This is a genomic window from Pseudomonas sp. SCB32 (assembly GCF_009189165.1).
Taxonomy (GTDB): Bacteria; Pseudomonadota; Gammaproteobacteria; order Pseudomonadales; family Pseudomonadaceae; genus Pseudomonas.
In genome coordinates this window covers 5,875,563-5,896,908 of the sequence record NZ_CP045118.1, presented here as the reverse complement: position 1 = coordinate 5,896,908, position 21,346 = coordinate 5,875,563, and the positions used below count along the sequence as shown (strand labels likewise).

The 21,346-nt window shown below is 63.8% G+C and carries 20 protein-coding genes; 14 read left to right on the top strand and 6 right to left on the bottom strand.

The genetic code is table 11. The annotated features are described in order from the left end of the window. Nucleotides 1-2 precede the first annotated feature (2 nt). The 6 genes from GA645_RS26875 (at nucleotide 3) to GA645_RS26850 (ending at nucleotide 7,072) form a co-directional block, all read left to right on the top strand. Nucleotides 3-1,367 (top strand): aspartate aminotransferase family protein, encoded by a 1,365-nt coding sequence (locus tag GA645_RS26875; protein WP_152227159.1) that lies wholly within the window; start codon nucleotides 3-5, stop codon nucleotides 1,365-1,367. A 117-nt stretch (nucleotides 1,368-1,484) separates the two neighbouring features. Continuing rightward, nucleotides 1,485-2,585, top strand: coding sequence for a polyamine ABC transporter substrate-binding protein (locus GA645_RS26870; RefSeq protein ID WP_152227157.1), 1,101 nt, complete (start codon nucleotides 1,485-1,487; stop codon nucleotides 2,583-2,585). A gap of 247 nt (nucleotides 2,586-2,832) precedes the next feature. Continuing rightward, the gene (locus GA645_RS26865; RefSeq protein WP_152228333.1) at nucleotides 2,833-3,900 is read left to right on the top strand and encodes a polyamine ABC transporter substrate-binding protein; all 1,068 of its coding nucleotides are present in this window, start codon (nucleotides 2,833-2,835) and stop codon (nucleotides 3,898-3,900) included. Between the two features lie 151 nt (nucleotides 3,901-4,051). Next, nucleotides 4,052-5,206, top strand: a complete 1,155-nt coding sequence (locus GA645_RS26860) for an ABC transporter ATP-binding protein (RefSeq protein ID WP_152227155.1) — start codon at nucleotides 4,052-4,054, stop codon at nucleotides 5,204-5,206. A 26-nt stretch (nucleotides 5,207-5,232) separates the two neighbouring features. Beyond that, nucleotides 5,233-6,114 (top strand): ABC transporter permease subunit, encoded by an 882-nt coding sequence (locus GA645_RS26855; RefSeq protein ID WP_152228330.1) that lies wholly within the window; start codon nucleotides 5,233-5,235, stop codon nucleotides 6,112-6,114. A gap of 82 nt (nucleotides 6,115-6,196) precedes the next feature. Continuing rightward, a complete protein-coding gene (locus tag GA645_RS26850; RefSeq protein ID WP_152227153.1) occupies nucleotides 6,197-7,072 on the top strand; it encodes an ABC transporter permease subunit in 876 nt (291 codons plus the stop codon). 401 nt (nucleotides 7,073-7,473) lie between these two features. Here the strand turns inward: GA645_RS26850 and GA645_RS26845 are convergent, their stop codons facing one another. After that, nucleotides 7,474-9,861, bottom strand: coding sequence for a penicillin acylase family protein (locus tag GA645_RS26845; RefSeq protein WP_152227151.1), 2,388 nt, complete (start codon nucleotides 9,859-9,861; stop codon nucleotides 7,474-7,476). A gap of 107 nt (nucleotides 9,862-9,968) precedes the next feature. On the opposite strand from GA645_RS26845, the gene GA645_RS26840 reads away from it, so the two are divergent. After that, nucleotides 9,969-11,021: an AraC family transcriptional regulator gene (locus GA645_RS26840; RefSeq protein WP_152227149.1), complete on the top strand. Its 1,053-nt coding sequence runs from the start codon at nucleotides 9,969-9,971 to the stop codon at nucleotides 11,019-11,021. 150 nt (nucleotides 11,022-11,171) lie between these two features. On the opposite strand, the gene GA645_RS26835 is transcribed toward GA645_RS26840, so the two are convergent. Together GA645_RS26835 and GA645_RS26830 are read right to left on the bottom strand one after the other, a co-directional pair. Next, the gene (locus GA645_RS26835; RefSeq protein ID WP_152227147.1) at nucleotides 11,172-11,672 is read right to left on the bottom strand and encodes a transcriptional regulator; all 501 of its coding nucleotides are present in this window, start codon (nucleotides 11,670-11,672) and stop codon (nucleotides 11,172-11,174) included. An 86-nt stretch (nucleotides 11,673-11,758) separates the two neighbouring features. Beyond that, complete coding sequence (locus GA645_RS26830) at nucleotides 11,759-12,334, bottom strand: DUF6436 domain-containing protein (RefSeq protein ID WP_152227145.1); 576 nt, start codon at nucleotides 12,332-12,334, stop codon at nucleotides 11,759-11,761. A 125-nt stretch (nucleotides 12,335-12,459) separates the two neighbouring features. On the opposite strand from GA645_RS26830, the gene GA645_RS26825 reads away from it, so the two are divergent. Further along, entirely contained in the window at nucleotides 12,460-13,398 is a 939-nt protein-coding gene (locus GA645_RS26825) for an alpha/beta hydrolase (RefSeq protein ID WP_152227143.1), read from the top strand. 138 nt (nucleotides 13,399-13,536) lie between these two features. Here the strand turns inward: GA645_RS26825 and GA645_RS26820 are convergent, their stop codons facing one another. Then, nucleotides 13,537-14,277, bottom strand: coding sequence for a hypothetical protein (locus GA645_RS26820; protein WP_152227141.1), 741 nt, complete (start codon nucleotides 14,275-14,277; stop codon nucleotides 13,537-13,539). 100 nt (nucleotides 14,278-14,377) lie between these two features. Between GA645_RS26820 and GA645_RS26815 the strand changes: the two genes are divergently transcribed. Beyond that, nucleotides 14,378-15,001: a 2OG-Fe(II) oxygenase gene (locus GA645_RS26815; protein WP_152227139.1), complete on the top strand. Its 624-nt coding sequence runs from the start codon at nucleotides 14,378-14,380 to the stop codon at nucleotides 14,999-15,001. Between the two features lie 10 nt (nucleotides 15,002-15,011). Here the strand turns inward: GA645_RS26815 and GA645_RS26810 are convergent, their stop codons facing one another. Then, nucleotides 15,012-15,560 carry a DUF6160 family protein gene (locus GA645_RS26810; RefSeq protein ID WP_152227137.1) on the bottom strand — a complete coding sequence of 183 codons (549 nt, stop codon included), beginning with the start codon at nucleotides 15,558-15,560 and terminating at the stop codon, nucleotides 15,012-15,014. Nucleotides 15,561-15,813: 253 nt separating this feature from the next. Here GA645_RS26810 and GA645_RS26805 point away from each other — a divergent pair, with 253 nt between their 5' ends. Together GA645_RS26805 and GA645_RS26800 are read left to right on the top strand one after the other, a co-directional pair. After that, nucleotides 15,814-16,308 carry a DUF523 domain-containing protein gene (locus tag GA645_RS26805; protein WP_152227135.1) on the top strand — a complete coding sequence of 165 codons (495 nt, stop codon included), beginning with the start codon at nucleotides 15,814-15,816 and terminating at the stop codon, nucleotides 16,306-16,308. Nucleotides 16,309-16,442: 134 nt separating this feature from the next. Beyond that, nucleotides 16,443-16,874 (top strand): DUF4399 domain-containing protein, encoded by a 432-nt coding sequence (locus GA645_RS26800; RefSeq protein ID WP_152227133.1) that lies wholly within the window; start codon nucleotides 16,443-16,445, stop codon nucleotides 16,872-16,874. A gap of 219 nt (nucleotides 16,875-17,093) precedes the next feature. Here the strand turns inward: GA645_RS26800 and serA are convergent, their stop codons facing one another. Beyond that, the gene (serA, locus tag GA645_RS26795; RefSeq protein WP_152227131.1) at nucleotides 17,094-18,323 is read right to left on the bottom strand and encodes a phosphoglycerate dehydrogenase; all 1,230 of its coding nucleotides are present in this window, start codon (nucleotides 18,321-18,323) and stop codon (nucleotides 17,094-17,096) included. 193 nt (nucleotides 18,324-18,516) lie between these two features. Between serA and GA645_RS26785 the strand changes: the two genes are divergently transcribed. The 3 genes from GA645_RS26785 to GA645_RS26775 all read left to right on the top strand — a co-directional run bounded on the left by GA645_RS26785 (nucleotide 18,517) and on the right by GA645_RS26775 (nucleotide 21,320). Next, complete coding sequence (locus GA645_RS26785; RefSeq protein WP_152227129.1) at nucleotides 18,517-19,911, top strand: FAD-binding oxidoreductase; 1,395 nt, start codon at nucleotides 18,517-18,519, stop codon at nucleotides 19,909-19,911. A 160-nt stretch (nucleotides 19,912-20,071) separates the two neighbouring features. Beyond that, on the top strand, nucleotides 20,072-20,737 hold the full coding sequence (locus GA645_RS26780) for a fumarylacetoacetate hydrolase family protein (protein WP_152227126.1): 666 nt from the start codon (nucleotides 20,072-20,074) through the stop codon (nucleotides 20,735-20,737). Nucleotides 20,738-20,942: 205 nt separating this feature from the next. Next, nucleotides 20,943-21,320 (top strand): NirD/YgiW/YdeI family stress tolerance protein, encoded by a 378-nt coding sequence (locus GA645_RS26775; protein ID WP_152227125.1) that lies wholly within the window; start codon nucleotides 20,943-20,945, stop codon nucleotides 21,318-21,320. Nucleotides 21,321-21,346 lie beyond the last annotated feature (26 nt).

Below are 21,346 nucleotides of genomic sequence, written 5' to 3'. Positions count from 1 at the left end.
AGATGACTATCCAGACCAGCGCCAAGACCCAGCATTGGCAGGCGCTCAGCCGCGAACACCACCTGGCTCCGTTCACCGACTACAAGCAGCTGAACGAGAAGGGCGCTCGCATCATCACCAAGGCCGAAGGCGTGTACCTCTGGGACAGCGAGGGCAACAAGATCCTCGATGGCATGGCCGGCCTGTGGTGCGTGAACGTTGGCTACGGTCGCAAGGAACTTGCTGAAGTCGCCTATAAGCAGATGCAGGAGCTGCCCTACTACAACCTGTTCTTCCAGACCGCCCACCCGCCGGTGCTGGAGCTGGCCAAGGCCATCGCCGACATCGCCCCCGAGGGCATGAACCACGTGTTCTTCACAGGCTCCGGCTCCGAGTCCAACGACACCGTGCTGCGCATGGTCCGCCACTACTGGACCATCAAGGGCAAGCCGCAGAAGAAAGTGGTCATCGGTCGCTGGAATGGCTACCACGGCTCCACCGTCGCCGGCGTCAGCCTGGGCGGCATGAAGGCGCTGCATGAGCAGGGCGACCTGCCGATTCCGGGCATCGTGCACATCCCGCAACCGTACTGGTACGGCGAGGGTGGCGACATGTCGCCGGAAGAGTTCGGCGTCTGGGCTGCCGAGCAGCTGGAGAAGAAGATTCTGGAAGTTGGCGAGGACAAGGTCGCCGCTTTCATCGCCGAGCCCATCCAGGGCGCGGGCGGCGTGATCGTTCCGCCGGAAACCTACTGGCCGAAGATCCGCGAGATCCTCGCCAAGTACGAAATCCTGTTCATCGCCGACGAAGTCATCTGCGGCTTCGGCCGTACCGGCGAATGGTTCGGCAGCCAGTACTACGGCAACGCCCCGGACCTGATGCCGATCGCCAAGGGCCTGACCTCCGGCTACATCCCCATGGGTGGCGTGATCGTTCGCGACGAGATCGTCCATACCCTGAATGAGGGTGGGGAGTTCTACCACGGCTTCACTTACTCTGGTCACCCGGTTGCGGCGGCTGTCGCGCTGGAGAACATTCGCATCCTGCGCGAAGAGAAGATCGTCGAGAGAGTGAAGGCCGAAACGGCACCGTATTTGCAAAAGCGCTGGCAGGAGCTGGCCGACCATCCGCTGGTAGGCGAAGCACGTGGCGTCGGTCTGGTGGCAGCACTGGAACTGGTGAAGAACAAGAAGACGCGTGAACGCTTTGAGAAGGGCGTGGGAATGGTGTGCCGCGAGCACTGCTTCCGCAACGGCCTGATCATGCGCGCGGTCGGAGACACTATGATTATCTCGCCACCCCTGGTGATCGAGAAATCGCAGATCGATGACCTGATCACCCTGGCGCGCAAGTGCCTCGATCAAACCGCCGCAGCCGTTCTGTCTTGAGTCTTTCACCAGACCTTTGACAGACTGCGCCTGTGCGTTGGCCAGGCTCACCGGGTGGTGACGGATCGAACTGTCCACGCCACCCGGAACATCAAAAAAACAAACGGAGCTACCCGCATGTTCAACACCCTCGGCAAATCCCTGCTCGCTGTGACTCTGGCGGGCGCTGTGGCTGGTATGGCGCAGGCTGATGATAAAGTGCTGCACGTTTACAACTGGTCGGACTACATCGCACCGGACACCGTCGATAAGTTCACCAAGGAAACCGGTATCAAGGTCGTCTACGACGTCTACGACAGCAACGAAGTGCTGGAAGCCAAGCTGCTGGCCGGTAAGTCGGGTTACGACATCGTGGTTCCGTCCAACTCCTTCTTCGCCAAGCAGATCAAGGCCGGTGTCTACCAGCCGCTGGATCGCTCCAAGCTGCCGAACTGGAAGAACCTGAACCCGGACATCATGAAGACCATGGAGGTCAGCGACCCGGGTAACAAGTACGGCATCCCGTACATGTGGGGCACCATCGGCATCGGCTACAACCCGGACAAGGTCAAGGCTGCCCTGGGCGACAACGCTCCGGTCGATTCCTGGGACCTGGTGTTCAAGCCGGAAAACATCCAGAAGCTGAAAGGTTGCGGCGTGAGTTTCCTCGACTCGCCGACCGAAATGCTGCCCGCCGCCCTGCACTACCTGGGCTACAAGTCGGATAGCCAGGACCCGAAAGAGCTGAAGGAAGCTGAAGCCCTGTTCCTGAAGATCCGTCCGTACATCTCCTATTTCCACTCCTCGAAGTACATCTCCGACCTCGCCAACGGCAACATCTGCGTGGCAATCGGCTACTCCGGGGACGTTTACCAGGCCAAGTCCCGCGCCGCAGAAGCCAAGAACGGCGTGAAGGTCGCCTACAACATTCCGAAGGAAGGCGCCGGTGCGTTCTTCGACACCGTTGCTATCCCGAAAGATGCCGAGAACCCGGAAGCCGCGCTGAAGTGGGTCAACTTCATTCTTGAACCGCAGATCATGGCCGAGATCTCCGATACCGTGTCCTACCCGAACGGCAACGCTGCTGCCACTCCGCTGGTGAGCGAAGCCATCCGCAACGACCCGGGTATCTATCCGACCGACGCCGTGATGAAGAAGCTGTACGCCTTCCCGGATCTGCCGGCGAAGACCCAGCGTCTGATGACTCGCAGTTGGACCACCATCAAGTCCGGCAAGTAATCGGGTAGTCGCCGGCGCGTTTGCGCGCCGGCCGATGTACCGGGTAGGTGACGGGGGAGTTCGCTCCTCCGTTCTCCCGGCAGGAACTCCGTAGCTTCCATCAGTGGAGTGGCTGCGCAAGTCGAGGCGCTCTCGCGCACCTGTAGGCTTTGGCGCTATCCACGGAACGGCCGTCGTCGCCAACCGACAGAAGAAGTCAAAACAACGAGAGGACTAACGTGTGCGCATTCCCTTCCGCAGAACCCTGATCGCCGCAGTCTCCGTATTCGGCCTGGCCTCGTTGGCCCAGGCAGGGCAGACCGTCCATATCTACAACTGGTCGGACTACATCGGCGAGACCACCCTGGCCGATTTCGAGAAGGAAACCGGTATCAAGCCGGTGTACGACGTCTTCGATTCCAACGAAACCCTGGAAGGCAAGCTGCTGGCCGGCCGCACCGGCTATGACGTGGTCGTGCCGTCCAACCATTTCCTCGGCCGCCAGATCAAGGCGGGCGCGTTCCAGAAGCTGGACAAGAGCCAGCTGCCCAACTGGTCGAACCTCGACCCGCACCTGATGAAGCAACTCGAGGCGAACGACCCGGGCAACCAGTACGGCGTGCCATACCTGTGGGGCACCAACGGCATCGGCTACAACGTCGACAAGGTCAAGGCCGTTCTGGGTGTCGACAAGATCGACTCGTGGGCCATCCTGTTCGAGCCCGAGAACATGAAAAAGCTCAGCCAGTGCGGCGTCGCCTTCCTCGATTCGGGCGACGAGATGATGCCGGCTGTGCTCAAGTACATGGGGCTGGACCCCAACAGCGCCAACCCGGACGACTACAAGAAAGTCGAAGAGAAGCTGATGGCGGTGCGTCCGTACGTCACCTACTTCCATTCCTCCAAGTACATTTCCGACCTGGCCAACGGCAACATCTGTGTTGCGGCCGGCTTCTCCGGTGACGTATTCCAGGCCGCCAATCGCGCCAAGGAAGCCGGCAAGGGCGTGAAGATCGCCTACGCCATTCCCAAGGAAGGCGCCAACCTGTGGTTCGACATCCTCGCCATTCCGAAGGATGCCTCCAACCCCAAGGCCGCCCATGCGTTCATCAACTACCTGCTCAAGCCCGAAGTGATCGCCAAGGTCAGCGATTACGTCGGTTACGCCAACCCGAACCCCAAGGCTGGCGAATTCATGGATGAGTCTGTGCGCAACAATCCTGAGGTTTACCCCCCTCAGGAGGTTCTCGACAAACTCTTCGTGCAGCATGAGCTGCCGCCGAAGATCCTGCGCCTCATGACCCGTTCCTGGACCAAGATCAAGTCGGGTAAGTAAGGCGGATTTCCCTGAATCCGTCCGCGCGGGCACGGAGCGTCGAAGAGGTCCGAAAATGGCCTCCCAGCGCACGTAAACTGCGCCAGCCCTTAGTAATACCAAGCATGCCCGGCCGCGGGGGCCGGGCCTCTATGATTTGGGAGTTGTGGTAATGGCAATAGCCTCCGGTGCCTACAAGAAAGCCCTCAGTGGCGACCAGAAACCTAAAGAGGTTCTGGTAAAAATCGACCGGGTCAGCAAGCAGTTCGACGAAACGTTGGCTGTGGACAGCGTGTCCCTGGACATCAAGAAAGGCGAGATCTTCGCCCTGCTCGGTGGTTCGGGGTCGGGCAAGTCGACCCTGCTGCGTATGCTGGCTGGTTTCGAGCGTCCCACTGAAGGTCGCATCTTCCTCGATGGCCAGGACATTACCGACCTGCCGCCCTATGAGCGGCCGATCAACATGATGTTCCAGTCCTATGCGCTGTTCCCCCACATGAGCGTGGCGCAGAACATCGCCTTCGGCCTGAAGCAGGACGGCCTGCCCAAGGGTGAAATCGACAAGATCGTCGACGAGATGCTCAAGCTGGTGCAGATGACCCAGTACGCCAAGCGCAAGCCGCACCAGCTCTCCGGCGGTCAGCGTCAGCGTGTGGCCCTGGCCCGCTCGCTGGCCAAGCGTCCGAAGCTGCTGCTGCTCGACGAGCCGATGGGCGCCCTGGACAAGAAACTGCGTTCGCAGATGCAGCTGGAGCTGGTAGAGATCATCGAGCGCGTGGGTGTGACCTGCGTGATGGTGACCCACGACCAGGAAGAGGCCATGACCATGGCCCAGCGCATCGCCATCATGCACCTGGGTTGCATCGAGCAGATCGGCAGCCCGATGGACATCTACGAGACTCCGGCCAGCCGCCTGATCTGCGAGTTCATCGGCAACGTCAACCTGTTCGACGGCGAAATCGTGCAGGACCTGCAGGATCACGCGGTAATCGCCTGTCCGCAGCTGGAAAACCCGATCTACATCGGCCACGGCATCAGCACCCGTGCCGAGAACAAGCGCATCACCTACGCGCTGCGTCCGGAAAAGGTCATGGTCAGCGCGCAGAAGCCGGAGAACCTGGAGCACGAAGGCTTCAACTGGGCTCAGGGCACCGTCTATGACATCGCCTACCTGGGCGGTCACTCGGTGTACTACATCAAGCTCGCCTCCGGCATGATCGTGCAGGCCTTCATGGCCAACGCCGAGCGTCACGTGGCGCGCCCGACCTGGGAGCAGCCCGTCTACATCAGCTGGTACGACGACAGCGGCGTGGTATTGCAAGCATGAACATTGGCGCATCGATCCTGAAACGTATGCCCCGAGGGAGGCATGCCGTCATCGGCGTGCCGTTCTTCTGGCTGTTCCTGTTCTTCCTGCTGCCCTTCGCCATCGTGCTGAAGATCAGCCTGGCGGCCGCGGACGTGGCCATTCCGCCGTACACCGAGGTGTTCCGGTACGCCGACCAGACGTTGCAGGTGGTGATGAACCTCGGCAACTACCTGATGCTGACGGACGACCCGCTGTACATCGACGCCTACCTCGGCTCGCTGAAGATGGCGGCGATCAGCACCTTCCTCTGCCTGCTGATCGGCTACCCGATGGCCTACGCCATCGCCCGCGCCAGCAAGGAAATGCAGACTGTCCTGCTGCTGCTGATCATGATGCCGACCTGGACGGCGATCCTGATCCGCGTGTACGCCTGGATGGGTATCCTGTCCAACAACGGCCTGCTCAATGGCTTCCTGATGTGGCTGGGCGTGATCAACGAGCCGCTGACGATCCTCAACACCAACTTCGCGGTGTACATCGGTATCGTCTACTCGTACCTGCCGTTCATGGTCATGCCGCTCTACGCCAACCTGGTGAAGCACGACATGAGCCTGCTGGAAGCCGCCTCCGACCTCGGCGCGCGCAACTTCACCAGCTTCTGGAAGATCACCGTCCCGCTGTCCAAGAACGGCATCATCGCCGGCTGCATGCTGGTGTTCATCCCGGCGGTGGGCGAGTTCGTGATCCCGGAACTGCTCGGCGGCCCCGAGACGCTGATGATCGGTAAAGTGCTGTGGCAGGAGTTCTTCAACAACCGTGACTGGCCGGTGGCTTCCGCCCTTGCCGTCGTGATGCTGGCGATCCTGATCGTGCCCATCATCCTCTTTAACAAGAACCAGGCTAAAGAGCTGGAGGGCAAGGTATGACTTCCTTCAAGGTGATCCCCCCATCATCCCCTTCAACAGACTCTTCACCCAAGATCGTGGCTAAAGAGCTGGAGGGCAAGGTATGAACAAGCGCTGGACGTTCTCCAACATCATGCTGGTGTTGGGCCTGCTCTTCATCTACGTGCCGATGATCATCCTGGTCATCTATTCCTTCAACGGCTCCAAGCTGGTGACGGTGTGGGGCGGCTGGTCGGTCAAGTGGTACGTCGGCCTGCTCGACAACCAGCAACTGATCGGTTCGGTGTTCCGTTCGCTTGAGATCGCCGTCTACACCGCGTTCTCCTCCGTGGCGCTGGGCACCCTGGCCGCCTTCGTGCTGACCCGCATCCCGCGCTTCCGTGGCCGTACGATGTTCGGCGGCATGGTAACCGCGCCGTTGGTCATGCCCGAGGTGATCACCGGTCTGTCGCTGCTGCTGCTGTTCGTAGCCATGGCCCAGCTGATTGGCTGGCCGCAAGAGCGCGGCATCGTGACCATCTGGATCGCCCACACCAGCTTCTGCTCGTCCTACGTGGCGGTGGTGGTGTCGGCGCGCCTGCGTGAGCTGGACCTGTCGATCGAAGAAGCAGCCATGGACCTGGGCGCCAAGCCCTGGAAAGTGTTCCTGCTGATCACCATTCCGATGATCGCGCCTTCGCTGGCGGCGGGCGGCATGATGTCCTTCGCCCTGTCGCTGGATGACCTGGTACTGGCCAGCTTCGTGTCCGGTCCTGGCTCCACCACCCTGCCGATGGAAGTGTTCTCCGCCGTGCGCCTGGGTGTGAAGCCGGAGATCAATGCCGTTGCCAGCCTGATCCTGCTGACCGTTTCGCTGTTCACCTTCTTCGCCTGGTACTTCACCCGTCAGGCCGAAGAGCGTCGCAAGCGCGCGATTCAGGAAGCCATGGAGTCCAACGCGACCGACTGGCAGCAGAAGGGTTCGACAGCCACCGCCTGACGCCGTCTTGTCGGCCGGTTGCTTCCGGCGATTGTCGAATCACGGGCCACCTTCGGGTGGCCCGTGTCTTTTGTGCCCACGTTATTCCGAAGTGTCTGGATTTCCTGGGTTTATCGGAAAAATCTGTAAGTACAAAGCCTTACTTCGGCGAAATGGCCAACTAGTATTTAACTCGTTCGGTGGCGTCTGCCGGCCTCCCCCCGAACCAGGGCCGGAAGCGTCAGCGGCAACTTCCAGTGAACCATTGGCATACGTGCGGGAGAAGGCGCCCAATACAACACCCCGAGTGTTATCCCTAGGGGAAATAACGCGCCAGGGAGCTTCGGCATCTCCCGCAGCACTCTCTTTCGAGCTCCAAAAACAAAACCCCGCTTTCGCGGGGTTTTGTTTGGCGCGGTGGCTCAGCGACTCGCCGGTACCAGCTTGAGAAGGCCGTGGGTGTTGGCCTTCACCTCGGCGTCTTCGTAATGCTGGGGCAGGTACTGGCCTTCGACGTAGGCCTCGGCCTGGTCGTCGTAGTGCTTGTCGAAGGGCACGCCGCTCTGGCCGACCGGATTGATGCCCAGGCTGTGGGTGGGATCGGCGAAGTCGATCAGGCGCCGGGTCGACGGACCGTAGACCACCTGCCAGGGCGCCGGGCCGACGCGGTGCGACAGGTTGTTCGGCGTTTCATGTCCGCCGGGCGCGGCGAAGGGGCCGACGTTGAAGATCCGGTCCAGCGGCTTCTGCTGGCCCAGCGGGTGGCTGTGGGTCAGGGTGTGCGCCTTGCCCCATTGCCATTCCGCCGAATCCTGGGCCAGCGTCGCGCGCAGGTGCGCAAGGCTGGCCTTCCAGGCAGCCTTGACGATATCGGCGCGGGTTTCCTTCTGCGGCGTCTTGCGGTTGTCCCACCAGGGTGAGCTGTCGTCGGCGACCAGGCGCGGCAGGGCGATGTCCAGCACGCGGGTGGATAGCAGATTGTCGAAGAAGGCATCGCCCATCTCGTCGCGCATGGCACCATCGGCGATCTGGTACAGCAGCTGGTTGAACAGGGTGGCGGTGGCCGAGTCGACCGGGTGATCGCCCTGCCAGGCTGCCAGATGCTCCACCAGCGTCGTCTCTTCGGCTGTCGAGGCCGCTTCGCGCAGCAGCGGCAGCAGTGGCTTGAGGACGCGCGGCCCGTAGCCTGTGGCGGTATCCAGCTGCAGTGCCTGGCTGTTCTGCAGGTCCCACTTCACCGACGTGTCGGCCAGGCGCTCGTTCAGGCGCTGACCGCGATCGGGCAGGTTGTAGTAACCCGGAATCGGCCGGCCATTGGCCGGAACCGGCTGGAAGTTGGCGGAGACGATGTAGCCACGCGCCGGGTTCTCCTCCTGGGGGTTTTCGCTGAAGGGGTAGAAGCCGTTCTTGTCGGCCTGGCCCGTGCTGCCGTCGAGGAGGAAGTAGGGGACTACGCCGTCCGGGCGCACCGGCAGCTGCGCCGAGGCCCACCAGCCGATGTCGCCGCGGGCGTTGGCCCAGACGACGTTGAGGCCCGGCGAGTGGATTTTCGACGCCGCGGCGCGGGCCTTGTCCAGGGTGTCGGCACGATCCAGCTGGTAGAAGGCATCGAGGATCGGGTTCTGGGTTTCGAGGAAGGCCCACCACATGGCGATCGGCGTCTTGCCGGCGGCGGTGCCCAGCGCATCGTTGACCAGCGGGCCGTGGGGCGAGCGGCGCAGGGTGATCTTCACCGGTGCCTGGCCCTTGACCGCGATGCTTTGCTCCTCGTTCGTCAGGTCGACCCACTGACCGTGGTACCAGACCTGGTTGGGGTTGTCCGGATTGACCTTCTCGGCGACCAGGTCGACGTCGTCGTTCTGGAACATGGTCAGGCTCCAGCCGAACTGCTCGTTGTGCCCGAGCGAGGCGAAGGGGTTGAGCGCCTGGTAGTGCCCGTAGAGCTCGAAGCCCGGGGCGCTGGCCTGAATCTCGTACCACACCGCCGGGGCGGCGAAGCGGATGTGCGGGTCGCCCGCCAGCAGCGGCTTGCCGCTCTTGGTGCGGCTACCGGCGACGGCCCAGGCATTGCTGCCCTCGAACTGCGGCAGGCCGGCCTCTTCCAGCGCCGCGTGACTGATCCGGGCGATGGCATTGAGGTCCTGCCAGTCGGCGGCGGCCAGCGAGCTTGGCTTGAGCACGCCCTCGGGGTGCCAGTCGAGGTCGAAGACCTTCAGGTAGTCCGCGCCCAGCTCGTCGCGCACATAGGTGAGTACCGGCTCGGTGCGGAAGGCGGCAGCGAAGCTGTAGGCCATGTAGCCGGCGACGCTGACGGTGTCCTCGGGGGTGAACGGTCGCTTGGGGATACCGAGGATGTCGAACTCCAGCGGGCGCGGGTGGCTGTCCTGGAACTGGTTGACGCCATCGAGGTAGGCCACCAGCGCTTTCCAGGCCGGGGAGTTCTTGTCCTGGCGCGCCACGTAGTCGGCAGCCTTGTCGCGGATGCGCAGGCTGCGGAACATGCGGTCGGTGTCCAGCAGCTTGGGCCCCAGCACCTCGGCCAGCTCGCCGCGCGACAGGCGCCGCAGCATCTCCATCTGGAACAGGCGGTCCTGGGCGTGGACGTAGCCGATCGCCCGGTACAGGTCATCCTCGCTGCCGGCCTTGATGTGCGGCACGCCGCGTTCGTCGTAGCGTACCGTGACCTCGCCGTGCAGCCCGGCCAGGGGCAGCTGTCCGTCACGTTGCGGCTGCTTGCCGTGCAGGTACCAGCCGGTGCCTGCGGCGGCAGCGGCCACGACGACAGCGAGGACAGTCAAAGTGCGTTTCATGCGGCAACTCCTTGTTGTTATGCGAGAGATTCTGCAAAGGAAGGCCGTTGCTGTTCATTGACCTAATGTCCCGCTGCTGGAATTCTTTGGTCAAACCAGGAGAATCCATGTCCGCCCCCGAGCTGCATTTCCCGTCCGCCCCAGCCTTGACCCAGTCCGCCACGCTGCGCCGGCTGCTGTACGAGTCGCTCGCCGACCTGGGCTTCGATCCCACCGATATCTATCGCCTGGCCCTGCAGAAGGTCCGCCTGCCGGCACCGGCCCAGAGCGGCCGACTGGTACATGACGACGCGCCACTGTTCTGGAGCACACTCGACGAGATCACCGGCGACCGCGACATCGGGCTGCACCTGGGCGAGGTGATGAAGCCGCGCCTGCTGGACGTGGTCGGCTATCTGCTGATGGCCAGTGCCGACCTGCGCGAGGCCCTGGCGAGCTTCGTGCGCTTCCAGCACATCCTCTCCGGCGGCTTTGCCGCGCAGATGCTCGAGGAGGGCGAGCAGGTGCGGCTGATCCTCGACCTCAACTACCTGGGTGTGCCGAGCCTGCGCCAGCAGATGGAGTGTCTGATGCTGCTGTTCCTCAAGCTTCTCGCACTGATCACCGACGGGGAGTTTCGCGCCGACGCCATCGAATTCCGACATGCGCTGCCAAGCCGGTTGACCGAGCATCGACGGCTCTACGGAACCACCCCCCGATTCGGCCAGCCCCACGATGCCGTGCTGTTCGATCGCGCGTTGTTGTCGCGCCCGTCCCGCACGGCCAATCCGGACCTGCACCGCCTGCTGAGCGCGCACGCTCGCGAGCAGCTGGGCACGTTCGACGAGAATGACCTGCTCAACCGCCTGCGCTATCTGATCGCCGTGCGTCTGGGGGCGGCGGAGTGCTCGCTGCGCAGTTGCGCAGGGGAGCTGGGCGTGCGGCCGGGGCTGCTGCAGCGCAGCCTGGCCGCCAGGGCGCAGACCTTCAGGGATGTACGGGAAGACGTTCGACGGCAGCGTGCCGCGCAGATGCTGGATCAGGGAATGGCGATCCGCGAGGTGGCGCGCGCCTGTGGCTTCGCCGAGCTGTCGCCCTTCTACCGGGCGTTCCGGCGTTGGTACTCGGCGCCGCCGGAGCGCTACCGGCAGTGGCTGCGTGGGGGCGGTGCCGAGTCCTGAGAGCCTGTTTACGATCTGCTGCGCGTCGGCATAACGGCGTTAGAAACAGGCTCGAACTTGCTCATTTACAGCGCGTAAACTCCGCGTCCTCGCCTGTTTCTGCCTTGTTCTGCTCTAGCTCGCGAGATCGTAAACAGGATCTGAGCGCGATCAGTCGGCCAGCGGGATCTCGCGGGTCACTTCCAGCATCGCCATGGCGTCGAGCTGGTCCTCGATCTGCAGGAAGCGCAGGGCGCGGGTGGGCGACACTTCCTTGGCGATGCGCTTGACGTACTTCTCCTTCAGGTCCTGCTTGTCGTCCTGCAGTTGCAGCACCTGCTTCTGCAGCTTGGTGGCGTCGTCGTCGCTTACCGCGCCGGTGTTATAGGCGCCGGCGTAGTCGATGATGATTGCCAGCGTCTTCTTGCTCAGCTTGTCGGCCTCGGTGCGGTAGCTGTTGTAGATCGGCCAGAACTTCTCGCCTTCCTGCGGGTTGAGCTTCATGTTGGCTTCGACGATGCGCTTGCGCTTGTAGTCGATGTCAGCGAGGCGGTTGTTGATGGCCTGCTTGTGCTGTGCCATGACCTGGCTGCTGCTGGGGGTATCGTCCGCGTGGGCAACCATTGGCAGGGCGAGAACGGCGCAGAATGCGAGGGCGGAATGAAGACGCATGTAGACTCCTTGATAGCGAATGGCCCTTCATGGGCCAGCGCTGCAAGTGTAGCCACGGTTTTGCGATCAATTCTGGGGTTGTGTCACTACTTTGCAGTGCTGATCCAGGGGCAATAGCAGCCGACCGCCAGGGTATGGGTCGCCTGTACGTGCCGGCCCTGCACCAGCGCATCGAGGATCGGCTCGATGAAACTGTTGCTGGAGGTGCACACCGCGCCTTCGCTGTAGGGGCCGACGTAGGCGAGGTTGCCCTGGGCGTCCCATATCGCCACGGCTGGGCTGGCGGGCAACTGTTCGGCGCTGGGCAGGGTGGGCAGTGTGCGCATCGCCTTCAGGGTGTCGGGCAGTTGCCCGTGGCTGCCGGGCCGTTGCACGGCATAGAAGTCCACGCCTTGCGACGCGAAGCGCGCGATCAGCTCGGCGAGGTGCTGCTGGTTGCCGACGTTGCACGGGCAGGCGGGGTCCCAGAAATGCACCAGGCGGATGCGTCCTGGGCCGGCCAGCTCCGCCGGCAGCATCAGGTGGTCGCCGGAGAACAGCTGCGGCTGGTGGCTGAACGGCCGGATGTAGCGCTTCTCGTACCACCAGTAGGTGCTGAGCAGGCCGGCGAGGCAGAGGGCGGCGAGCAGCCAGCCGATGAGCGTTTTGCGGCGGGGGGACATGGCATCTCTCGAAAGACAACGACCGGTAAGATAACCGCCAAGCTTGCCACGAGCACGGCCGCGGCTGAATATCCCTGCAGCGCACCGTGCTTTCCGTTCACCTCCTGTCGATAAGCGAATCGCCCATGCCTGAAGCCTTCCAGCCTGATCTGCTGCGTCCGCTCCTGCGACCACTGACCGCAGCAACGACCGAGGGCGGGGTTGCCTTGTACCAGCGCTTCTACGGGCTCGACCTGGCCGGGCGCTACCCGGGCCTGCAAAGCCGCCTGGGCACCTTCGAGGCGGGCGGCTACCGCATCGCCGCGCAACTCTGGCGGCCGGTGGTGGCGCGCGGCACCCTGTTGCTGATGCATGGATACTACGACCACATGGGGCTGTACCGGCATGTGATCGATTGGGCGGTGGGCATGGGGTTTGCCGTACTGGCCTGCGATCTGCCGGGACATGGGCTGTCGGAGGGCAAGGCGGCCAGCATCGGCGACTTCTCCGAGTACCAGGCGGTGCTGGCAGGGCTGCTGGGCCAGGCCCAGGCGCTCGACCTGCCAAAGCCATGGCATCTGTGCGGGCAGAGCACCGGCGGGGCGATCCTGCTGGACTACCTGCTGACCGGCGAGATGCGGCCGGAACTCGGGCGGACCATCCTGCTGGCGCCGCTGGTCCGCCCACGCGCCTGGGGATGGTCGAAGTTGAGCTACCAGGTGCTGCGCCCCTTCGTCGACTCGATTCCGCGACGTTTCACCGAAAACTCCACCGATCCGGAGTTCCTGGCCTTCCTGCGCGATCGCGATCCCCTGCAGCCGCGCACCTTGCCAACCGCCTGGGTGGGCGCGCTGGCGCGCTGGATTCCGCGCATCGAAGCGGCTTCGCCAGGGCCGCAAAGCCTGCTGGTGGTGCAGGGCGACGCCGACGAGACGGTGGATTGGCGGTACAACCTGAGGGTGCTGGAAGACAAGTTCGAGAAGATCGAGTGCTTGCTGCTCACCGGTGCGCGGCACCATCTGGCGAACGAGAGCGAGGTCTTGCGCCAGCGCTACTTCGAATTTCTCAGCGAGAGGCTGGGGTAGAGGTGGAGCCAGAATGAGTGGGGGTGCGTCCTTCACTCCTTGCGCCATTCTCCTCAGGCGCCACCCCCGCTACAGCGGAGGCAATTCTAAGAGGGGAGTTCCTAGGAGTGGTCTCCAAGCGTCGTAGGCAAACTCCGATCACTGGCCGTCGGATGAGACGGACAACCCGGCGCGCAAGGCCGCCAGTGCAGCGCGATAGTAGCCGCGTCCGGCTGGGGATTCGCCGAAGGCGGTGAACTGGCTCAGCTCGGCATCGCTCAGCCCGCGATAGACGTAAAGCAGGGTGTTATCCAGATCGGCGCCGATCTGCCCCATCAGCTTCTGCCGCTGGCCTTCGAGCATGCCCTGGGCCTGGCCGCCGCCGAGCAGGCCGGGGAGCATCTGGCTGAGGCTGTCGGCGGCGACGCTGGCCAGCGCGAGGCTGACTTCCGCGCCAGCCTCGCGGGCCGGCAGCACCTTGCCCAGGCGTTGCACCAGCTGGCGCCGGGCATCGCTCGCCTGTTGGCGCGGCAGGCCATTGGCGTACTTGAGCAACTGGTCGCTGCGGGTGGCGAAGGTCTCGGCGGTGGCGACCTTCTGGCCCAGGGGGGATTCGAAGAAGTTCAGCGCCGAGCTGTTGTCCGGCAGGTTCTGGCGCAGGCTGGCCAGGGCGCGCTGATCGATGTCGGCGGCGGCGAAGCGGCGGTTGCTGTTGTCTACCAGGGCCTGGTAGAGCGCCGGCGGCAGGTTGCCCTGGTAGCGCTTCTGGGCGGCATGCAGGGCGTCGTTGAAGTGTGCGCGCTGCTCGGGCCAACCGGCGGCCTGGTAGAGGCGCTGGTAATTGTCAGCCAGGGCGGGCATGCCCAGTACCAGAAGAGTGAGGGCCAGCAGTACGCGCATTGCAACTCCTTGTGGGCGGCAGGGTTCGCTCGCCGGGGGCTATTGTCGGCAAGGCTTGCCCTGCTTGTCGAGCCACTGGCGTCGGACGTTACAATGCGCCATGGATCTCGACGCCGATTCTCCCCTCTTGCATAGCATCGTTGACGACCTCGCCGAGAAGGGCTGGTCCGTCCAGGACGATGTTCTTCCCGCCCCGCTGATCGCCGCACTGGCGGCGGAGTGTCGTGCCCGTGACGCTGCCGGGAAACTGGCTGCTGCCGGCATCGGGCGGGGAGACGGGCTGGCCGTGCGCGAAGGGGTGCGTGGCGACCGTATCCAGTGGATCGAGCCTGCGCAGTCCGAGGCCTGCGACCGTTACCTGGTGTCGCTCGATGCCTTGCGTCAGCTGATCAACCGCTCGCTGTTCCTCGGCCTGGAGGACTTCGAGGGGCACTTCGCCCTCTATCCGCCGGGCGCCTTCTACCAGAAGCACCTGGATCGATTCCGCGATGACGACCGTCGCAGCGTGTCGGCGGTGTTCTACCTCAATCCGGACTGGCAGGCCGACCAGGGCGGCGCGCTGCGGATGTACCTGCCCGACGGGCAGGCGCTGGACCTGGCCCCGCTCGGTGGGCGGCTGGTGGTGTTCCTGTCCGGCGATTTCCCCCACGAAGTGCTGCCGGCCAACCAGGAGCGATTGTCCTTGACCGGCTGGTTCCGCCGTCGCGGTGACTCGTCCTTCTGAGCCGTCCGGCTCAGTGCCCCCAGACCTTGATGGTCCCGCTGATGTCCTGGATGTCACGGATTTCCAGCGTGCCCAGGCGCCCGTCGCCGACATAGAGGTCGCCGATCACCCGCATGCGGATGGTCTGCGCCGGCAGGCCGCTGCTGTTGAGCTGCTGGTTGATGGTGGTGAGGTCCGGCAGGGTCAGGGCGAGCTGCTGCTGGCCACTGGCGTTCTGCACCACGTCCACCTGCAGGGTTGGCTGCTCGATGCCGAAGATCGGCAGGCTCAGCCCCAGCTGTGCGGCGCCGTACGGCAGGCTGCCACCGCGCCCGTCGGGGCAGTCGCCGGCGTTCGCGCAGCCGTTGTCGATGGAGACGTTGCGCAACGAGACGCTGCCGCCATCATCGTTCCAGGCGGCGCTGCCGATGTGCGCCAGAACGTCGGCGCGGATGCTGATGCCGTCTTGCCCGGTGACTGCGCCGAGGCTCTCGTTGTCGAGGGCCTGGAGGGCGGCCTGGCCGACCGACAGGTGGAGGAGCGCCGCGGTGGCTGCGGACAGGGCGAACAGACGGGACATGGTGGGGGCTCCGAGGCGATTGGCCGGTGCGTCAGTCTGGTCAGGCGACGTGCGGGCGGCCAGTGCCGGACGACGGTTCCCGCCAAAGGTTGTGCTCTGTCACCGGCCCGACGGGTGGTTGCGCCGGCGCTCCCCGACTTTCGGCGGGCTCGAAAACCTTCGAAACGGATCGCCGATGAATGTCGTGTTACCCCGCGTGACCCGGAGAAATCGAGCGGCTAGTCTGTGCCATTCGAAATGGAGTGATTGGCCTATGCAGAAGGTTCTCGTCAGCCGTTGCCTGCTTGGACACCGTGTTCGCTACGACGGTGGTGCCCACGGCCCGTTCGACCTGCTGGCGCGCTGGCTGGCCCAGGGACGTGTGGTGGCGCTGTGTCCGGAGGTGGCCGGCGGTCTGCCGACGCCGCGCGCGCCGGCGGAGATTCCCGGCGGCCAGGGCATGGCGGTGCTGGAGCGCGTCAAACCGGTGGTCACGGTGGACGGGGAGGACGTCAGCCAGGCGTTCCTGTTGGGTGCCGACGCGGCGGTGAAGCTGGTGCAGCATCACGACATCCGCCTGGCCGTGCTGAAGGCGCGCAGCCCGTCCTGCGGCAACCTCGAGAACTACGACGGCAGTTTCAGCGGGCGCAAGGTTGCCGGCGAAGGCGTCACTGCCGCCGCGCTCAAACGCATGGGCGTGCTGGTGTTCAGCGAGGAACAGCTGGACGCCGCCGCGGTCTGCCTGGCCGGGCTGGAAGCCGGAGGTTAGAGCGGTCGAAGACATTTGAAGACGCACTCTTTTTCTTGAGCCTGCGAGGGAGCCGCCTATGCTTGTGGGTTCCATGCGGGTGAATGGCTGCTTCTGAAGGGCGTTCCCCGAATCCCGTGAAGAAGGAGAATTCCATGAGAACCATGCTGCCTTGCCTCGGTCTCGCTGCGCTGCTCGCCGCGTCTTCCGCGATCGCCGCCGATATGCCGCGCACCCCGGCCCCGGAAGGCGCCAAGGTGTACTTCATCGAGCCGGCCGACGGCGCCACTGTCGGCAAGACCTTCACCGTCAAGTTCGGCCTCAAGGGCATGGGCGTCGCGCCCGCTGGCGTGGATTCGCCGGCTACCGGCCACCATCACCTGCTGATCGACCTGAAGGAGCAGCCGGCGATGAACATGCCGCTGCCGATGACGGACAACATCAAGCACTTTGGCAAGGGCCAGACCGAGACTGAAGTGACCCTGCCGCCGGGCAAGCACACCCTGCAGCTGCTGGTGGGCGACAAGAACCACGTGCCGCTGGACCCGCCGGTGGAGTCGCAGACGATCACTGTCAATGTGAAGTGATGGCTGATCGAGTCGGCGCCGGCCTGATGTATCTGTAGGAGCAACTGTCTTTTGGGCTCCCGCGTTCGCGGGAGTGACGGTGATATGCACCGTCCTCCGCACACGTCATCCCCGCGAACGCGGGGACCCAGAAACAACGCAGAAGCGGCGTCCGATTCCGAGCCGTTCAAACAAAAAAAGGAGGCCGAGGCCTCCTTTTTTCTTGCCACCGAGCAGCGTTTAGAACAGAACGCGGCTGCGGATGGTGCCGTTCACGTGCTGCAGCTTCTCCAGCGCCAGGTCCGAGTACTCGGCGTCGACGTCGATCACCACGTAGCCGACCTTGTCGTTGGTCTGCAGGTACTGGCCGGAGATGTTGATGCCGTTGTCGGCGAACACCTTGTTGATCTCGCTCATCACGCCCGGGATGTTGGCGTGGATGTGCAGCAGGCGGTGCTTGCCCGGGTGCGACGGCAGGGCCACTTCCGGGAAGTTGACCGAGGACACCGAGGTGCCGTTGTCGCTGTACTTGACCAGCTTCTCGGCCACTTCCAGGCCGATGTTGGCCTGGGCTTCGGCGGTGGAGCCGCCGATGTGCGGAGTCAGGATCACGCGATCCAGGCCACGCAGCGGGCTTTCGAACTCGTCGTCGTTGGACTTGGGCTCGACCGGGAACACGTCGATGGCGGCACCGATCAGGTGCTCGTCCTTGATCGCATCGGCCAGGTGGTCCAGCTCGACCACGGTGCCACGCGCGGCGTTGATCAGGATGCCGCCTTTCTTGATGGCGCGGATTTCCTTCTCGCCGATCATCCACTGGGTGGACGGCAGCTCCGGGACGTGCAGCGAAACGATGTCGGACATGCCGAGCAGCTCGTGCAGGTTGCCGATCTGCTGGGCGTTACCCAGCGGCAGCTTGGTCACGGTGTCGTAGAAGAACACCTGCATCCCTAAGGCTTCGGCCAGGACCGAGAGCTGGGTGCCGATGGAGCCGTAGCCGACGATGCCCAGCTTCTTGCCGCGGATCTCGAAGGAATTGGCTGCGGACTTGATCCAGCCGCCACGGTGGCAGGAAGCGTTCTTCTCCGGGATACCGCGCAGCAGCAGGATGGCCTCGGCCAGTACCAGTTCGGCAACCGAACGGGTGTTGGAGTAGGGCGCGTTGAACACGGCGATGCCGCGCTCGCGAGCCGCGTTCAGGTCGACCTGGTTGGTGCCGATGCAGAAGCAGCCAACGGCGATCAGCTTCTTGGCAGCGTCGAAGACTTCTTCGGTCAGCTGGGTGCGGGAGCGGATACCGATGAAGTGTGCATCGGCAATCTTTTCCTTCAGCTCGTCACCGGACAGTGCGGTCTTGAGGTACTCGATGTTGGAGTAACCGGCCGCCTTGAGGGTGTCGACGGCGTTCTGGTGCACGCCTTCAAGGAGAAGGAATTTGATCTTGCTCTTGTCGAGAGAAGTCTTGCTCATCTGCTTTGAACCTGTAGTCCCGGGATGTGGCGAGAAATTGAACAGCTCAGGCCGGACCGGCCGGTGCCAGGCAGCTCGGCGCCAAGTGGCGATCTGCGTGGGGTGCGTATGCTAGCATGTTCTCCCTTTTCCTTGCCCGGTTGCGACCTGAGCTGTTCTCAGGACGACCATGAATCCTTTGAGAGTTCTTCCCATGACCCGCGAAGCCCTGATCGAATCGCTCAAGCCCCTGCTGGAGCCCGGCAAGCTGCTGACCGATGCCGATTCCCTCGAGACCTACGGCAAGGACTGGACCAAGCATTTCGCCCCGGCACCGCTGGCCATCGCCTTCCCCAAGAGCACCGAGCAGGTCCAGGCCATCGTTCGCTGGGCCAATGAGCACAAGGTCGCGCTGGTTCCCTCGGGCGGCCGCACCGGGCTCTCCGCCGCCGCCGTCGCCGCCAACGGCGAAGTGGTCGTGGCCTTCGACTACATGAACAAGATCCTCGACTTCAACGCCGTCGACCGCACCGTGGTGTGCCAGCCGGGCGTGGTGACCAAGCAGCTGCAGCTGTTCGCCGAGGAAAACGGCCTGTACTACCCGGTGGATTTCGCGTCGTCCGGCTCCAGCCAGATTGGTGGCAATATCGGCACCAATGCCGGCGGGATCAAGGTCATTCGCTACGGCATGACCCGTAACTGGGTGGCTGGCATGAAGGTCGTCACCGGCAAGGGCGACCTGCTGGAGCTGAACAAGGACCTGATCAAGAACGCCACCGGCTACGATCTGCGCCAGCTGTTCATCGGCGCCGAAGGCACCCTGGGCTTCGTGGTCGAGGCCAGCATGCGCCTGGAGCGCCAGCCGAAGAACCTCACCGCGATGGTCCTGGGCACCCCGGACTTCGACTCGATCATGCCGGTGCTGCACGCCTTCCAGAGCAAGCTGGACCTGACCGCCTTCGAGTTCTTCTCCGACAAGGCCCTGGCCAAGGTCATGGCCCGTGGCGACGTGCCGCCGGCCTTCGAGACCGATTGCCCGTTCTACGCCCTGCTGGAGTTCGAGGCGACCACCGAGGAGGTGGCCAACGAGGCCCTGGCGACTTTCGAACATTGTGTAGAGCAGGGCTGGGTGCTGGACGGCGTGATGAGCCAGAGCGAGCAGCAACTGCAGAACCTGTGGAAGCTGCGCGAGTACATCTCCGAGACCATCTCCCACTGGACGCCGTACAAGAACGACATCTCGGTGACCGTCAGCAAGGTCCCGGCCTTCCTCAAGGACATCGACGCCATCGTCGAAGCCAACTACCCCGACTTCGAAGTCGTGTGGTTCGGCCACATCGGCGACGGCAACCTGCACCTGAATATCCTGAAGCCCGAGAACCTGACCAAGGACGAGTTCTTCGGCAAGTGCGCCACCGTCAACAAGTGGGTGTTCGAGACCGTGCAGAAGTACAACGGCTCGATCTCTGCGGAACACGGCGTGGGCATGACCAAGCGCGATTACCTGGGGTACTCTCGCTCGGAGGCTGAAATCGGCTACATGAAGGCGGTCAAGGCGGTGTTCGATCCCAATGGGATCATGAACCCCGGCAAGATCTTCGCCGAATAAGTCGCGGTATCCAGAAGGGCCGGTTCTTTAGGAATAGAGAGGCCGGCCCTTCGCACGTCAGCGTCACGGGAAGTGGCGCGTGCGCCAACAGAATGCGGGCAATCGCGCGGAATCACGAGCCCGCGCGGATCATCTCTTCCATGCGTTGTAGGAGTCGGTCATGAGTTACCAGCATCAGTATGTCGATGGCACCCCGATCCACTTCAGCCTGGGCAAGGTGGTGTGCGTCGGGCGCAACTACGCGGAGCACGCAAAGGAGCTGAACAACCCGGTGCCGACCGAGCCGCTGCTGTTCATCAAGCCCGGTTCCTGCACCGTGTCCCAGGCGGGTGGCTTCGCCATTCCCGAGGACCGCGGCGCGGTGCACTACGAGGCGGAGATCGCCGTGCTGATCGGCAAGCCGCTGTCGCGCAAGCCCAGCGTTGAAGAAGTGCTGGACGCCATCTCCGGCTACGCCCCCGCGCTGGACCTGACCCTGCGCGACGTACAGGCGAAGCTGAAGGAAAAGGGCCTGCCCTGGGAGCTGGCCAAGTCCTTCGACGGCGCCTTCGTGCTGGCGCCCTTCATCAGCGCCGACCACTTCCCGGACCCAGCCGACATCGGCATCCGCCTTTCCATCGACGGCGAGGTCCGCCAGGACGGCAACAGCCGCGACATGCTCAACCCCATCGTGCCGCTGATCCAGCACATCTGCGGGCACTTCTCGCTGCAGCCGGGCGATGTGGTGTCGACCGGCACGCCGGTCGGTGTCGGGCCGCTGCACAGCGGCAATACGCTGGTGCTGGAGCTTCCCGGTGCCAGCCGTTTCGAAAGCCGCGTGCTCTGACGCCGTTGTCCCGCCGAAGGCCGCCGTTTGGGCGGCCTTTGCATATTGCGGGGTGCTGTGCCCGGGCCGGAGCCGGCCTGGGTCGATTGCTCCTGGCAAGGGCGGGGCGTTGGGGCGTTTAAGTTTGGGTTAAGTCCGGATTCAGGCTGGTTTCAGTCACCGGCACTAGGCTCGCCCCATCGAAAACGCCCCAGGAGGCCAATCCATGAAACTCCGTCATCTCCCGCTGATCGCTGCCGCCGGCCTGTTCTCTACCCTCACCCTGGCCGCCGGTTACACCGGCCCCGGCAGTGACGCCGCCAAACCGGCAGCTGCCGCCCAGGTCACCACCGTCAAGCAGGCCCAGTCTGCTGCCGACGACACCCCGGTCGTGCTGGAAGGGACTATCGCCAAGCGCATCGGCGGCGAGCACTACGAGTTCAAGGACGTTACCGGCAGCATTCAGGTCGAGATTGACCACGATGACTGGCCGGCGGGCGCCTCGGTCTCTGAAAACACCAAGGTGCGTCTGACCGGTGAAGTCGATCACCACAAGCAGAAGGCTGCCGATATCGACGTGGATCGCGTGGAAGTCCTGCAGTAGTCCACTGTGCGAAACCCATAAAGAAG